Below are 15,471 nucleotides of genomic sequence, written 5' to 3'. Positions count from 1 at the left end.
GCCGACTTGCTCACGGACTGTCGCTGTCATCGATACGCTGCACTCCGTTACCGAAGCAGACACAGGGAGTTTCCCGTGAGCAGGCACGGACTGCACCGCCTTCCCCGTAGCGGCCGTCCCCGGCGCAAGGCCCTCGCGCTCGGCGTGATCGGCGCGTCGGTGGTGACCGGCATCGTGGCGACGATGATGCCGTTGCTGGCCGCGGACGACACGTCGATCCAGGCGGTCGCCGACACCACGGCCACCCGGGTGTCGCAGGACGGCGACAACGCGGCGAAGACCACCCTCGCCACCTGCGCGACCCGCTGCGACGGCAACCCGCGCGGCGCCCGCGACGCGGTCATCCGGTTCGCGGTGACCACGCTCCCCGCGACGGCGGTCAACATCCGGGCGACGCTGCGGGTGCACTCCTGGCGGGCGTTCGCCGCCACGGTGACCGCGCACGCCTCCCCGGTCGACGCGGCGGTGCCCCGGCCGGCGCCGGTGACCCCGGGCCCCGCGGTGGACACCGTGACCGGCGTACGACCCGGCTTCAACGAGTGGGACGTGTCCCCGCTGGTGACCGGCAACGGCACCGTCACGCTCGCGTTGGCGCAGACCGGTCTGGAGACGCGGATCTACTGGGCCTCCACCGAGAACCGCGACCCCGAGCTGCGCCCCCGCCTGATGCTCAGCTACGACCTCGGCGACCGGCCGGCGCCCAACCCGACCACCGCCGCGGCGACGCCGCCGACGCCGAGCGCGTCACCGAGCGCCTCGACGCGACCGACACCGACACCGACGGCGAGCCCGAGCCGGCCCTCGCCGCGCCCCACGCCGAGCGCCTCCACCGGTTCCGGACGCTGCGGAGAGGTGTCGCCCGAACTCGTGCCCGCCTGCGGCGCCTGGTGGGGCATGTACTCGCCGACCAGCGCCGCCGACGGCTGGGACCACGGTCGGGCGGTCGCCGAGGTGGAGGAGCAGGTCGGGCGGCAGTTCGACATCGTGCACCGCTACCACGACTTCTCCGGCACCGGCAGCAACGGCGCCTTCCCCGACCCGTACCAGCGCGAGCAGATGCGCGAGGGGCGGATGATGTTCTTCGCCTGGGAGTCGCGGATCTTCTCCAGCGGCAAGGTGCTGACCTGGGCGGACGTCTACAGCGGCCGGTACGACGCGACGATCGACGCGGTGGCCGGCCGGATCAGGGACACCGGTGTGCCGGTCTTCATGGGCTTCGACCACGAGCCGGAGGACGAGCCGGAGAAGGGCACCGACGCCGAGTTCGTCCGCGCCTGGCGGTACGTGCACGACCGGTTCGCCGCCGCCGGGGCGCAGAACGCGGTCTGGGTGTGGACGATGATGGGCTGGTCCGGGCACTACGACCGGTACGCCGGCCTCTACCCCGGCGACCGGTACGTCGACTGGGTGGCGTACGACCCGTACAACTTCCACGTCTGCAACGGCAGCAAGGTGTGGAAGAGCCCCAGCACCACCATCGGCAACTTCTACCGGTGGCTGGACGAGCACGGCATCGGCGCCGGCAAGCCGCGGATGCTCGCCGAGTTCGGTACCAACTTCGACACCGCCGACCCGGCCGCCAAGCGACGGTGGTTCGAGGAGTTCCCGGCCGCGCTGAAGGCGCACCCGAAGATCAAGGCGGCGGTCTACTTCAACTCGCCCGGCATGACGACCAGCACGGCCAGCTGCAACATGACGATGAACCACGACGCCGCGGCGCTGGCCGGGTTCGCGCGGGCCGGGCAGGACGCCTACCTGCGCCAGCCCACTCCGGGAGGCCGCTGACGACCGTAGCCCCCAGCCGGCCGGTGGGGCCGGACCCGCCACCTCGCAAGTTCTGTCAGGTAACGGATCCACCGACCGCCCAATCGGCGGATGCCGTCTGCCACGGTCGGCGAGGCACGCTACGCGCGTTGTCATCCACCTTGGAGGCGCAGCGTGCCCGAGCTCCCGATTCGCCGGCAGCCCGCCGGAAGACTACGCATCTGGGCGGGGGCGGTCGCGCTGACCACCGTCGCCGCGTTGGTGGTAGTGCCGACCGCGTCCGCGGCGGCCGTCGTACCCGCCCCGGAAACCGCGACCCTCGTGGCGGCGAACCCCGCCAACAGCACCCCGCACGCCCGCGACGGCGAGACCCGCGCCTTCGCCCAGGTCGGCAACCTGGTCTACGTCGGAGGGAGCTTCACGCAGATCCGGCAGACCGCCACCGCCGCGTGGACCGCCCGGCGTTACCTCTTCGCGTACGACCGGAGCACCGGGACGATCTCCACCACCTTCCTGCCGGTGCTGGACGGCGCGGTCAACACGCTGGTCGCCGGTCCGGGCGGGACGCTCATCGTCGGCGGCGCCTTCAAGAACGTCAACGGCGTCTCGCGCAAGAACCTGGTGGCCCTCGACCCGAGCACCGGCGAGATCCTCGACAGCTGGGTCGGCCGCTCCGACGGCGGCAACGTCCGGGACCTGGCGTTGCACGGCAACCAGCTCTACGTGGCCGGCGCCTTCAACTGGTTGAACGGCACGGCGCACACGGGTCTCGCCCGGCTGAACGCCAGCACCGGCGCGATCGATCCGAGCTTCACCGTCGACGCCACCACCGGCCGGCACGGCACCTCGCCGTACGTCTGGACGATCGACGTCTCACCCGACGGCGCGACGCTGGTCGTCGGCGGCAACTTCCTCTACCTCGACGGGCTGCCCCGTAACCAGATCGGCCTCGTCGCACTGACCGGCACGCCGAGCGTGATCGACTGGAGCACGGAGAAGTTCGTGCCGCCGTGCGCCGCTCCCGAGACGTTCGTGCACTACGTGCAGGACGTCAAGTTCGGCGGCGACGGCAGCTGGTTCGTGGTCGGCAGCAACGGAGGTGGTGGCTGGCCGGCCGCGTACTGCGACGCGCTGGTCCGGTTCGAGACCGCCGCCCGCGGCACCGGCCAGCTCGCCACCTGGGTCGACTTCACCGGCAACGACACCATCACCTCGGTCGAGGTCGCCGACAACGTCATCTACCTCGGCGGACACTTCCGCTGGCTGAACAACCCGAACCGCAGCGACGCCGCCGGGGCCGGGGCGATCGACCGGCTCGGCATCGCCGCGGTCACCCCGGCCACCGGGTTGCCGGTGAACTGGAACCCGCGGCGCAGCGGCGGCTCGGCGCTGCCCTCCGGCGCCTCCTCCTGGGGCTCTGCCGTGCCGGTGCTCTGGCGCGGCTCCGACGGGCTCTACTTCGGGCACAACTCCGACGGCATGGGTGAGGAGTACCACGGCCGGCTCGGCATGTTCCCGCTCTCCGGCGGGCGCACCATCACCCCGAAGAACGCGCCCACCGAGACCACCGGCAACCTCTACGTCGGCACCGGGTCGGCGACGCTGGCGAAGGTGCCGTTCGACAGCGCCGGGCTCGGCACGCCCGCGACGGTCAGCCAGCCGAACTACGTCGGCGCGGGCGCGACCTGGCGGGTCGCCGACCGGATCTACTGGTCGCGTGCGGTCGCCGGCAGCCCCACCGGCAGCCGGATCGACATCTCGCTCTTCAACGGCGGTGCGATCGGCGCGCCGTGGGAGGCCTCCGGCTACAACGACTGGTTCAACCCGGCGGCGATGACGGGCGCGTTCTACCTGGACGGTCGGCTCTACTACACGCGTACCGGCGCCAACGCCCTCTACTACCGCTACTTCGAGATCGACGGCAACTACCTCGGTGCCACCGAGTTCACCCTGCCCACCACGGGGATCACCTGGTCCACGGTGCGCGGGATGGCCCGGGTCGGCGACCGGATCGTCTACGGCGCCACCGACGGGACGCTGCGCGGCGTGCCGTTCGACCCGACTGTCGCGCCGGCGGTGGACGGCACGGCGGTCACGGTGATCGCCCCGGCGGCGCCGGGACTCAGCTGGTCCACACCGTCGACATTCTTCTCCGTGCAGTGAGGATCAACCGTTCGTGACCAAACATCGATAGATTGTTCACTCCGGGCCGGCGGCGGGCGACCGTCGCCGGCTCCGCGGACGTGGGGAGGGGTCGTTGGTCGGCGCCGGTGGCTTGCGTGGTGGACGCCTCGTGCGCGCGGTGTTCGCGGTCAAACGTTCCTGGTACCGGCTCCGCTACCGGCGGCTCACCCTCGGCCGGGACGTCGAGATCCGAGGTCGGATCCGCCTGCGCCGTGGTGTGCGGGTGAGCATCGGCGACCGGACCCGGGTGAACAAGCTGGTCCGCTTCGCCGGTCCCGGCGAGGTCCGGGTGGGGTCCGACTGTCTGCTGAACGCCACCTGGATCGGCACCTGGACCTCGGTGACCGTCGGCGACCGCTGCCTGCTGTCCGACTGCGAGCTGCTGGACAACGACTTCCACAACCTGCCGCCGGCGCAGCGGCACGCCCCGCCCACGCCGGCCACCCGGGCGCCCATCGTCGTCGAGGACAACGTCTGGATCGGGGCGCACGCGTTGGTGCTCAAGGGAGTACGGGTCGGCCGCGATTCGGTGGTCGGCGCTGCGACGGTGGTGCGCGGTGACGTACCGCCCGGCGTCGTGGTGGTCGGCAATCCCCAACAGACGGTGAAGAAGTTCAATGACTGATACCACCTCCGGTTCCTGGCCCGCCGGCGGAACGCCCGGCGACGGGTCGGCGCGAACCGTCACGCTGACCGACCTGCTCCGCGTACCGCTGCACCGGGCACGACTGGTCGCGGGCGCGGCGGCGCTCGGCCTGCTCGCCGCGCTCGGTTACCTGATGCTGGTGCCGCCGCAGGTGACCGCGAGCGCGGTGGTGGCGGTACGGCCGGTGGTCACCGACGCGTTCACCCCCAGCGGCGCGGCCGCCGACCGCGCGGTGAACATGAACGTGGAGAGCGGCATCGCCACCGGCACCGAGGTGGTGCAGCGGCTCGCCGACTCGGTCGGCGGCGATCCTCGTGACATCCGCGCCGCGCTCGAGGTGGAGGTCCCCACCGGTGGGCAGATCCTCCGCTTCGTCTACCAGGCGCCCGACGCCGACCGCGCCGTACAGGCCGTCAACCTCGCCGCCCAGGCCTACCTGGACGTGCGGCGCGCCATGTACGAGAAGCAACGCGCCGAGATGCTGCGCTCCTACGACGAGAGCATCGCCAAGGTGGTCGCCCAGCAGGGCGCGGTGCAGCGGCGGGCCAACAGCGCCCGGGGCACCGCTGCCGCGGACGCCGCGGTGGCCGAGCTCGCCGGGATCAACAACCAGCTGACCCAGCTCAACGCCGCGCGCACCGAGATCGCCGCCGTCGACGTGAATCCCGGCTGGGTCACCCAGACGGCCGAGCGGGCGCTGGCCTCCTCCGCCGGGCACCGGCCGCTCTTCGTGATCGCCGGCCTGCTCGGCGGAGCCCTCCTCGGGGTGGTGCTGGCGTACGCCTGGGAGTCGGTGGACCGGCGGGTCCGGTCGGTGCGGGACGCCCGGGACGCCACCGGCCTGCCGATGCTGGGTACGGTGCGGCGGCAGCGCTTCCGTGGCCGGCGGCGCGCGGTCGACGCCGACGTGCGGTACGTGGCGATGGCGATCGCCGAGCGGGTCCGCCAGCCCGCCCGGGTCGCCCTGCTCGCCGCCCGGGAGGACCCGACCGCGCTCACCGCCAGCCTGGCCGTGGCGTTGTCCGCCGAGGGGCGGGAGGTCTACGTCGCCGACGACCACGGGCGGGTCGAGCGGTTGCGCGACGCCGTGCTCGCCGACCGGGGGCGGCTGCCGGCGGTCGCCGACGCGGCCCGGTCGATCGTGCCGAAGCCCCGGGTGGCCGGTACGCCGGTGGTGACCGGCCCGGCGGCGGAGTCCGGCGCGGCCCGGCGGCCGTCGCCGCACCCGCCCGCGGCCCGCCCGTCGAGCGACCCGGACGCCACCCTCACGCTGCCCCGGGTGGGGTCCGCGCCGGCCGCCCGCAACGGTCGGCTGATCGGCGCGGACGAGGTGACGGTGGGCATCGGCAGCGTGCGGTTCGGCAGCTGGCACCAGGGCGCCGACCACGGTCTGGTGCTCTACAACGCTCCACCGGCCGAGTCGGACGAACGCGGGGTGGCGATCGCCCGGCAGGGCACCGCCGTGGTGGTGGTGGAGCGGGACCGGACCCGGCAGGGCGACCTGCGCCGCCTCGTCGAGCGGCTGCGGGCCGCCGGTGTCAGCCCGCTCGGGTTCGTGCTCACCCGCAGCGGCTGGGGCTGAGACGTGGCCACCCGCGCCCCGGCGACCAGCGAACCGGGCGGGGAGGCGCCGCGCCCGATCGGATCGCTCGACCCGTCGCCGCCGCTCCCGGCCCCGCTGCTGCCGCTCTGGCCGCTGGCGATGATGTTCGGGCTGGTGCCGCTCTGGTGGCTGACAGGGTTCTTCTACCTCGGCTGGCCGCTCTTCGGCGCGCTGCTGCTCGCGCTCCTGCTGACCCGGGGAAGGGTGCCGCTGCCCCCGGCGTCGGGGAGTTGGCTGCTCTTCCTCGCCCTCGTCACGGCGAGCGCCACCCAGCTCCAGTCGGCCGGGTCGGTGCTCACCTTCGGCCTGCGGCTCGCGTTCTACGTCACCGCGCTGGTCGTCGGGGTGTACGTCTACGCCGCCGCCCGGGAACGGGCCGACCTGGTGCGCGTACTCACCCCGTTGACCGCGTTCTGGTTCGCCCTCGTCGTGCTGGGGTGGCTCGCGGTGCTGGCGCCACGGCTGGCGATGACCACCCCGGTGGAGGTGCTGCTCCCCGGTGGTGTCGCGAACACACCGTTCATCCAGGACATGGTGCACCTGAGCACGGCGGAGTACAGCGCGCGTTCGCTCAACCCGATCTACCGGCCGGCGGCGCCGTTCGCGTACACGAACAACTACGGCAGCGCGTACGCGATGACGCTGCCCTGCGTGGTCGCCTTCACCATGCTGCGCCGGCGCGGCCTGCTGCGGGTGGCGCTGCTCGTCTCGCTGCCGTTGTCGCTGCCGCCGGCGTTCCTCACTCTGAACCGGGCGATGTTCCTCAGCCTCGGCGTCGGCCTGGCCGTGCTCGGCGTCCGGGCCAGCCTCCGCGGCAACGTCCGGGTCGCCGCGTCGCTCGTCGGCGTGGTGGTGATCGGCGCGATCGCCGCGCTCTTCATTCCGATCGCCGACCTGATCAACCGGAGGGTCGAGTCGAGTGACACCAACGCGGACCGGCTCTCCCTCTACCTGGAGGTGCTGCGTCGGGTACGGGATTCCCCCTGGCTCGGCTACGGCGCCCCGGTCAACGTGGACACCGTCTCGGCGGACGCCCCGATCGGCACGCAGGGGCAGTTCTGGATGGTGCTGTTCAGCCACGGCGTGCCCGCGCTGCTCTGCTTCCTGGCCTGGTTCGTCACCGCGGCGCTGATCTGCGGCCGGGCCACGTCGGCGGCCGGCCAGTGGCTGGCCGTGGTGCCGGTGGTCTGCCTCGTGCAGATCCCGTTCTACGGCATGGCCAACCAGAACCTCGCGGTCGCCTTCTTCGCGGTCGCGTTCGCCATGGCGCTGAGCGTGCGGGAGCGACCGCGCGGTCCGGCGCGCCCCGTCGCGCGTCTTGCGGCGGTGCCCGCGTGACGGCCGTCGACACCGGTCGGGAGCCCACCCCCGGCGGTGGGGCCGACAGCGAGGCGGAGGCGCGGCGCAGCGTGCGCAGCGGCGCGGCCGGGCTGATCGGCGCGGCGACCAGCGGACTCTTCGGCTTCGTGCTCGCCGTGGTGATCACCCGCGGCTACGGCACCGTCGGCTCGGGCGCGTTCTTCGCCGCGATCGGGGTGGTCACCGTCGCCACCGCCGTCTGCACGCTGGGCGCGGAGACCGGGCTGATGTGGGCGCTGCCCCGGCGGCGGACCGGCACGCGCGGGGACGCCGCCCGGGTGCTGCCGGTCGCGCTGATTCCGCCGTTGGTCGTCGCGCTTGTGGTGGCCGTCGTCGGGGTGCTGAGCGCCGGAGCGTTGGCGCCCCGGTTGCTGGGCGGCTCCGGGGCCGAGGGCACTCCGCTGCTGGCGCTCGCCTTCGTGGCGGTGCCGGTGGTGGTCGGGACGACCCTGCTGCTCGCGGCGCTGCGCTGCGTACGCCCCATCCGCGCGTACGTCGGCGTGCAGTTCCTGCTGCTGCCGGTCGCCCGGCCGGTGCTGGTCGGCGCGGCGGCCCTGGCCGGTGGTGGCCTCGTCATCGGCGTGGGCGGCTGGCTGGTGCCGGCCGCCATCGCCCTGCTGGTCTGCCTCGCGCTCGTCGCCGGCCCCCTCGGCCTCGGGCGCGGGGCGACGCTGCGGCCGCAGCGGGCGGACTGGACGTGGTTCTGGGGCTTCGCGCTGCCCCGGGCGGCCTCGGCGGCGATCGACGCGGGCAGCATGTGGGTCGGGGTGCTGCTCACCTCGGTGCTCGCCGGGCAGGCCGACGCGGGTGTCTTCGGGGCGGTCGGCCGTTACATCCTCGCCGGGCAGTTGGCCATGCAGGGCCTGCGGGTGGCGGTGTCGCCGCAGCTGTCGCGGCTGCTCGGCCGCGGTGAGCGGGCCGCTGCGGCGGCGGTGCACCGGCGGCTCACCACCTGGGCGCTGGTGCTCTCCTGGCCGGTCTACCTGCTGCTGGCCGTCTTCGGGCCGGCCTTCCTGCAGCTCTTCGGCCCCGAGTTCGCCGCCGGCGCGCCCGCGATGACCGTGCTCGCCCTCGCCATGCTGATCAATACCGGGGTGGGCAACGTGCAGAGCCTGCTGCTGATGGGTGGACGCAGCGGCCTGCACCTGAGCGCCGCGCTCGCCGGCCTCCTCGTCACCGTCTCGCTGGGGCTGTGGCTCATCCCGGCGCACGGCGCCACCGGGGCCGCGCTGGCCTGGGCGACGGGGATCGCCACCGAGAACCTCGCGGCGGCCGGGTTCGCCCGGGCCGTCGTCGGCCGGCGGCTGGTCGACGTCGGGCTGCTGCGGGCGGCGGTCGGGACGCTCGCCGGGGTGGGCGCGGCCGCGCTGGTCGGCGTGCTCGCCGCCGGGCGGGGCATCCCGGGACTGGCGGTGGCGCTGGCCGTGCTGGCGGCCGGCTGCGTCGGCATGTTGACGATGCCCCGGGTGCGACGGCGTCTCCGGGCGACCATGGGACAGATCCGCGGGCGGGAGGGGGCGTCGGACGACGCCGGCCCCGCTGCGGCGACGAAGGGCAGGTGAGGTAACTCGTGCCGTCCATCCGTGACCGGGTCAAGCAGCTCGTGCCGACCCAGGTGACCAACCGGGTGAAGGAGTCCCTGGTCGACTACGGGGTGCGGACCAGCGACCGGCGTCCGCTACCGGACTTCCTGATCATCGGCACGAAGCGGGGTGGCACCACCTCGCTCTGGAACTACCTCATCCAGCACCCGCTGGTGCCGCGTCTCTTCCCGGCGTGGAACACGAAGGCGTCGCACTACTTCGAGGAGAACTGGCGCCGGGGTGAGGCCTGGTACCGGTCGCACTTCCCGACCCAGCGGCAGCGGGAGGCGCTGGCGAGCCGGCACGGCGGGCCGGTGCGGGTCGGCGAGGCCGCGCCGCTGTACATGTTCCACCCGCTGGCCGCGCAGCGCGTCGCCGCGCTCATGCCGTCGGTCCGGCTCATCGTCCTGCTGCGCGACCCGGTCGAGCGGGCGTACTCGCACTGGAAGGAGCGGCGCACCCACGGCATCGAGCCGCTGGACTTCGCCGACGCCCTCGCCGCCGAGGACGAGCGCACCGCGGGGGAGCGGGAACGGCTGATCGCCGAGCCGGAACACCACAGCGAGCGGTACGACTGGTACACCTACCGGGCCCGGGGGCGCTACCTGGAGCACCTGGAGCCGTGGCTGGCCCGGTTCGACCCGGAGCAGTTCCTCTTCCTGCCCAGCGAGAACCTCTACCGGGACGCCCGAGCGACCTACCGCCGAACGCTCGACTTCCTCGGCCTGCCCCACCACGACCTGCCGGAGTTCAAGGTCTACAACGACCGGCGCTCCGCCCCACTGGACCCGGGCGTACGGGAGGAGCTGACGGCGTACTACCAGCCGCACAACGACGCGCTGCGGCGACGGCTCGACCTGGACCTCGACTGGCCGGACCGGGCCGCGTGACGAGCGCCGTCGGCACCTCCCGCGATCCCCGGTCCCGTGGCGACGGACTGGGCTGGGTGACCCGTGCCGTCTTCGGCGACGAGCGGGTCACGCTGACCGTCGGCGCCGCCCCGCCGGCCGGTCACCGGGTGGCGGCCCGGTACGCGGTCGTCCCGTCGGTGTCCCGGGCCCGGTTCCTGCTGCCCCTCGGGGCGCCCCGGGCCACCGCGGCGGCGCTGCTGGCGTACAACGCGCTGCGGCCGCCCCGGGTACGCGCCGTACGGGCCGCGCTCGGCGGGCTGTCCCGGGTCGGCGCGGCGGGCCCGGCCTTCCCCACCCTCACCGTGTCGGTGCCGGGCGGCGTCACCCCGGCGGAGCTGCTGCTGGCCGAACGGCTCGGCGAGACGCTGGCCGCCGGTCCGCTGCACGCCGGCTGCGGGGTGCGCCCGCCGGACCCGAACCACAAGCCCACGCTGGCGCTCTTCACCGGGGACGGTCGCCCCCGGGGGTACGCGAAGATCGGCTGGAACGGCGCGACCCGGGCCCTGGTCACCGCCGAGGCCGCCGCGCTGCGTGAGCTGGCCGAGCTGACCGGGGTGCCGGACCATCCGGCCACGCCCCGGCTGCTCGCCCAGGTCGAGTGGGCCGGGCAGGTCGTCGCGGTGGTCGAGCCGCTGCCACCCCGGGTACGCGCGGTGCCGCTCACCGAGCCGCCCCAGATCGCCGCGCTGCTCGCGGTGGCCCGTCGGGGCCGTCCCGCGTCGCCGCCCCGGCCGTTGGCGGGTTCGTCCTTCCTCGACCGGCTCACCGCCGAGGCGGCCCGGGCGGGCGCCGCCGACGCGTCCGGGCGGCGCGCGGTCGCCGCCGTGGCGGCCCTGGCCCGGCGGCACGGCGGCACGGCGCTCGAGTTCGGGCACTGGCACGGTGACTGGGTGCCGTGGAACCTCGGCCGGCACGCCGGTGAGCTGGTCGCCTGGGACTGGGAGCACAGCGCGCCCGACGTGCCGCTCGGGTTCGACCTGGCGCACGACGCGTTCCAGCGGGCCCTGGTGCTGCGGGGCGAGCCGGCCGCGGCCGCCGCCGGGGCGGTCGACACCCGACTCGCCCGCTACGGCGACCAGCTCGGGCTCGATCCCGCGCGGCGCCAGGCGGTGGCCGACGCGTACCTGGTGGAGATGTGGCTGCGGACCTTCCGGCTGGCCGATGCCGGGGCGGGCTGGAACGCTGCCCTGCATCCCGCCCTGCTGGACGTCATCGAGAAACGACATAACGTCTGATCCTGGCGGTTCGCCGCGCCGAGGGGCGTTGACCGTTGGCGTAGCGTGACGGAAGAATTGCTCGTCGTGATGGCGGTCGATGGACTGCCGCGGCCGTTGTCCCCCGAGGTCACCGGCGGAACACCGATCGATCACCCAGTCGCCCTATACACCAGCCGGATGACCTGTGATCTGCTTCTGCCTGGCGCCGGCCGGAATTCCAAGCGAATCTGTGGGGAGTCGCGTGGACGTGAACATCGAGGACGGAGGGCCCCGGGTCCTGCTGCTGGTCGGGTCCAGCGGCGGACATCTGGCCCAACTGCTGGCCCTGCGACCGTGGTACGAGAAGTGGCGACGGTGCTGGGTCACCTTCGACACGCCCGAGGCGGTGTCGCTGCTCGCCGGTGAGGAGCTGGTGCCCGCGCACCACCCCACCACCCGGCACGTGCCGAACCTGCTGCGCAACGCCGTGCTCGCCTGGCGGGTGCTGCGCAGCCGGCGGGTCGCCGCGGTGGTGACCACGGGCGCCGGGGTGGCCGTGCCGTTCGTCGTGCTGGCCCGGCTGCGGCGCGTGCCGACCGTCTACATCGAGGTGTACGACCGGATCGACACGCCGACGCTGACGGCGCGGCTCTGCCGGCCGTTCCTCTCCGCGATGCTCGTGCAGTGGGACGAGCAGCGGCGGCAGTACCCGGAGGCGACAGTCGTGGGAACACTGCTGTGAGCGGGGACGCGAGCACGGGCACCGCCCCGACGCACCGGCCGGCCCCCGGCCGGTCCGCGCCGCACGTCACCCGCCCGGTCGGCCGTCCCGACCCGTCGCGGGTGCCCCGGCAACGCGAGCGCGCCGACTCCGCGCGACTGCAGCTGCTCGTCGCCGTCGGCACCGACAAGCACCCCTTCGACCGCCTGGTGAGCTGGCTGGAGGAGTGGCACGTCGAGACGGCCGACGAGGTCGGTCTCACCGTCCAGCACGGACACACCCGCCCGCCGGCCGTGCCCGGCGCGGTGCCCTTCCTCGGCCACGACGCGCTGCAAGCCGCGATGGCCGACGCCGACCTCGTGGTCTGCCACGGCGGGCCGGCGACCATCCTGGAGGCGCGCCGCCACGGTCACCTGCCGATCGTGGTCCCCCGGAACCCGACGCTGGGCGAGCACGTCGACGACCACCAGCAGCTCTTCGCCCGCCGGCTCGGCGCGGCCGGCATGGTCGCGCTCTGCGAGTCCCGCGAGGAGCTCCGGGACGCCCTCGCCGCCGGGCTGGCCGATCCGACCCGGTTCGCGGTCGCCACCGACGCCGCCGCGCAGCACGCCCAGCAGGCGGCCGTGACCCGGGTGGGTCAGATCGTGGACGAGCTGGTCGCCGCCGCGTCCCGACGCCGCCCCAGGTGGCGGCTGTGGAGCCGGTCGACCCAAGGTGCGGAGCGTGACAGGTGACGACCTTCCCCTCGGTCAGCGTCGTGGTACCCACCCGGGACCGGCCGGAGCTGCTCCGGGCCGCGATCCGGGCCATCCTCGACCAGGAGCACCCCGGCCCGATCGAGGTGGTGGTGGTCTACGACCAGTCCGACCCGGACCGGTCGCTGGAGGAGCTGTCGCGGCCCGACCGGCGGGTCCGGGTGCTCCGCAACGAGCGGACACCGGGGCTGGCCGGCGCGCGGAACACCGGCACCCTCGCTGCCGTGGGGGAGTTGGTCGCGTTCTGCGACGACGACGACGAGTGGCTGCCCGGCAAGCTCGCCGCCCAGGTCGAGGCGCTCGTCGCCGTGCCGGACGCCGAGTTCGTGAGCTGCGGCATCCGGGTCAGCTACGACGGACACACCGTCGACCGGGTGCTCGACCGGGACCGGGTCGCCCTCGCCGACCTGCTGCGGGACCGGATGACCGAGCTGCACCCGTCCACGTTCCTGATCCGCGCCACCGCCCTGCGCGACGGGTTCGGGCTGGTCGACGAGGAGATCCCGGGCAGCTACGCCGAGGACTACGAGTTCCTGCTCCGGGCCGCCCGCAGCGCCCCGCTGGTCAACCTGCGCACCCCGTACGTGCTGGTGCGCTGGCACAAGCGGTCGTACTTCGCCCAGCGGTGGGACACCATCTCCGCGGCGCTGCAGTGGCTGCTGGAACGCTACCCCGAGTTCGCCGGTCAGCCCGCCGGCGAGGCCCGGGTGGCCGGGCAGATCGCCTTCGCCCGGGCCGCCTCCGGGGACCGGCGCGGAGCGCTGCACTGGGCCCGCCGCACCCTGCGCCGCAACCCCCGCGAGCCCCGGGCCTACCTGGCGCTGGCCGTGGCCGGTCGGGTGGTCCGCGCCGACGCGGTCCTGCGCACCCTGCACCGGCGCGGCCGGGGGATCTGAGCCTGACCGGTCGGGGCGGGTCGGCGCGTCCCGGCCGGTCGGCGGACATCACCGTCCGCAGGGCGGGACGGGGTGGCCGCCGCACCGGTCCGACCACACGGCGTGACAAACTTGCGCCTGTGTTGCGCTGGCTGACCGCAGGTGAATCGCACGGACCCGCCCTCGTCGCGCTGCTCGAGGGGGTGCCCGCCGGAGTCGAGGTGACCACCGGCGACATCTCCGCCGAGCTGGCCCGCCGTCGGCTCGGCTACGGCCGGGGCGCCCGGATGTCGTTCGAGCAGGACGAGGTCGAGGTCATCGGCGGCCTGCGGCACGGCGTCACCCTCGGCAGCCCGGTGGCCATCCGGGTCGGCAACTCCGAGTGGCCGAAGTGGCGCACCGTCATGGCCGCCGATCCGGTCGATCCGGAGGAGCTGGCCGGGCAGGCGCGCAACGCCCCGCTCACCCGCCCCCGCCCCGGGCACGCGGACCTCGCCGGCATGCAGAAGTACGGGCACCTCGACGCCCGACCCATCCTGGAGCGGGCCAGCGCCCGGGAGACCGCGGCTCGGGTCGCCGTCGGCGCCGTCGGCAAGGCGCTGGTGAAGCAGACCCTCGGCATCGAGATCGTCTCGCACGTGGTGGAGCTGGGTCCGGTGAGCGTGAAGCCGGGGCTCCGGCCGCGGCCCGAGGACGCCGAGCGGATCGACGCCGACCCGCTGCGCTGCGTCGACCCGGAGGCGAGCGCGCGGATGGTCGCCGAGGTCGACGCCGCGAAGAAGGACGCCGACACCCTCGGGGGCGTGGTCGAGGTCCTGGCGTACGGGGTGCCGCCGGGCCTGGGCAGCCACGTGCAGTGGGACCGCAAGCTCGACGCCCGGCTCGCCACCGCGCTGATGTCCATCCAGGCGATCAAGGGCGTGGAGATCGGCGACGGCTGGCAGCAGGCCCGCTCGCGGGGCTCCGCGGCACACGACGAGATCGTCCCCACCGCCACCGGCGTCCGGCGGGTCACCGACCGGGCCGGCGGGCTGGAGGGTGGCATCACCACCGGGGAGCCGCTGCGGGTCCGGGCCGCGATGAAGCCGATCTCGTCGCTGAACCGGGCCCTGGCCACCGTCGACGTGACCACCGGCGAGCCGGCCACCGCGATCAACCAGCGGTCGGACGTCTGCGCCGTACCGGCCGCCGCCGTGGTGGCCGAGGCGATGGTCGCCCTGGTGCTCGCCGAGGCGACCATGGAGAAGTTCGGCGGCGACTCGGTCGCGGAGATCCGCCGTAACCTCGCCGGTTACCTGGACGCGCTGGTGATCCGGTGACCGGCGCGGCGGCAGCCGGGGTGACCCGGCCGGTCTGTGTACTGGTCGGCGCGCCCGGCTCCGGCAAGACCACGGTCGGGCAGGCGCTCGCCGCCGGGCTGGGGGTGGAGTTCCGCGACACCGACCTGGACATCGAGCGGATGGCCGGTAAGCCGATCCCGGAGATCTTCATCGACGAGGGTGAGGCGCACTTCCGGGCGCTCGAACGGGCCGCGGTCGCCGCGGCGCTCGCCTCCTGCCCGGGGGTGTTGGCGCTGGGCGGCGGCGCGGTGCTCGCCGAGGAGACCCGCGCGGCCCTGGTCGGGCACCCGGTGGTGCACCTCTCCGTCGAGCTGCCGGACGCGGTCAAGCGGGTGGGGCTCGGGGCCGGCCGCCCGCTGCTGGCGATCAATCCGCGGGCGACCCTCAAGCACCTGATGGACCAGCGTCGCCCCCTCTACGAGGAGGTCGCCACCGCGACGGTGTCCACCGACGGGCGCCTCCCGGAGGAGATCGCGGCCGAGATCCACGCCCTGCTGAAGCGCTGACGTCGCCCGGTCCCGGTTCGCTCGACTA

At 74.2% G+C, this 15,471-nt stretch carries 13 protein-coding genes; all 13 read left to right on the top strand.

The annotated features are described in order from the left end of the window. Positions 1–75: 75 nt before the first annotated feature. The 13 genes from D7147_RS30510 (at position 76) to D7147_RS30450 (ending at position 15,443) form a co-directional block, all read left to right on the top strand. Entirely contained in the window at positions 76–1,785 is a 1,710-nt protein-coding gene (locus D7147_RS30510; RefSeq protein ID WP_120683909.1) for a glycosyl hydrolase, read from the top strand. A 198-nt stretch (positions 1,786–1,983) separates the two neighbouring features. Beyond that, complete coding sequence (locus tag D7147_RS30505; RefSeq protein ID WP_233563584.1) at positions 1,984–3,927, top strand: delta-60 repeat domain-containing protein; 1,944 nt, start codon at positions 1,984–1,986, stop codon at positions 3,925–3,927. Positions 3,928–4,057: 130 nt separating this feature from the next. Then, positions 4,058–4,573, top strand: coding sequence for an acyltransferase (locus tag D7147_RS30500; RefSeq protein WP_407663403.1), 516 nt, complete (start codon positions 4,058–4,060; stop codon positions 4,571–4,573). Then, complete coding sequence (locus tag D7147_RS30495; RefSeq protein WP_120683903.1) at positions 4,566–6,176, top strand: lipopolysaccharide biosynthesis protein; 1,611 nt, start codon at positions 4,566–4,568, stop codon at positions 6,174–6,176. The genes D7147_RS30500 and D7147_RS30495 overlap by 8 nt, the downstream gene beginning before the upstream one ends. A gap of 120 nt (positions 6,177–6,296) precedes the next feature. Then, entirely contained in the window at positions 6,297–7,535 is a 1,239-nt protein-coding gene (locus D7147_RS30490) for an O-antigen ligase family protein (RefSeq protein WP_120684010.1), read from the top strand. Further along, entirely contained in the window at positions 7,532–9,118 is a 1,587-nt protein-coding gene (locus tag D7147_RS30485) for a lipopolysaccharide biosynthesis protein (protein WP_120683901.1), read from the top strand. Before D7147_RS30490 ends, D7147_RS30485 begins: the two co-directional genes overlap by 4 nt. Positions 9,119–9,126: 8 nt before the next feature. Further along, entirely contained in the window at positions 9,127–10,029 is a 903-nt protein-coding gene (locus D7147_RS30480) for a sulfotransferase family protein (protein ID WP_120683899.1), read from the top strand. Beyond that, a complete protein-coding gene (locus D7147_RS30475; protein WP_120683898.1) occupies positions 10,026–11,285 on the top strand; it encodes a hypothetical protein in 1,260 nt (419 codons plus the stop codon). The genes D7147_RS30480 and D7147_RS30475 overlap by 4 nt, the downstream gene beginning before the upstream one ends. A 223-nt stretch (positions 11,286–11,508) precedes the next feature. After that, the gene (locus D7147_RS30470) at positions 11,509–11,988 is read left to right on the top strand and encodes a glycosyltransferase family 28 protein (RefSeq protein ID WP_120683897.1); all 480 of its coding nucleotides are present in this window, start codon (positions 11,509–11,511) and stop codon (positions 11,986–11,988) included. A 101-nt stretch (positions 11,989–12,089) separates the two neighbouring features. After that, positions 12,090–12,701, top strand: a complete 612-nt coding sequence (locus D7147_RS30465) for a glycosyltransferase (protein ID WP_407663405.1) — start codon at positions 12,090–12,092, stop codon at positions 12,699–12,701. Next, positions 12,698–13,618, top strand: coding sequence for a glycosyltransferase family 2 protein (locus D7147_RS30460; RefSeq protein ID WP_120683895.1), 921 nt, complete (start codon positions 12,698–12,700; stop codon positions 13,616–13,618). The genes D7147_RS30465 and D7147_RS30460 overlap by 4 nt, the downstream gene beginning before the upstream one ends. A 119-nt stretch (positions 13,619–13,737) precedes the next feature. Beyond that, complete coding sequence (gene aroC / locus D7147_RS30455; protein ID WP_120683892.1) at positions 13,738–14,916, top strand: chorismate synthase; 1,179 nt, start codon at positions 13,738–13,740, stop codon at positions 14,914–14,916. Between the two features lie 20 nt (positions 14,917–14,936). Beyond that, positions 14,937–15,443 carry a shikimate kinase gene (locus D7147_RS30450; RefSeq protein WP_120684006.1) on the top strand — a complete coding sequence of 169 codons (507 nt, stop codon included), beginning with the start codon at positions 14,937–14,939 and terminating at the stop codon, positions 15,441–15,443. Positions 15,444–15,471: the final 28 nt, after the last annotated feature.

The sequence above is a fragment of the Micromonospora musae genome (assembly GCF_003626545.1).
Classification (GTDB): Bacteria; Actinomycetota; Actinomycetes; order Mycobacteriales; family Micromonosporaceae; genus Micromonospora; species Micromonospora musae.
This window is presented reverse-complemented; position numbering and strand designations above follow the sequence as displayed.

What these genes read in the sequence shown, in the direction of transcription:
- D7147_RS30495 (WP_120683903.1), top strand. Translation starts at nt 4,566, where the DNA reads ATGACTGATACCACCTCCGGTTCCTGGCCCGCCGGCGGAACGCCCGGC.
- D7147_RS30490 (WP_120684010.1), top strand. Translation starts at nt 6,297, where the DNA reads ATGATGTTCGGGCTGGTGCCGCTCTGGTGGCTGACAGGGTTCTTCTAC.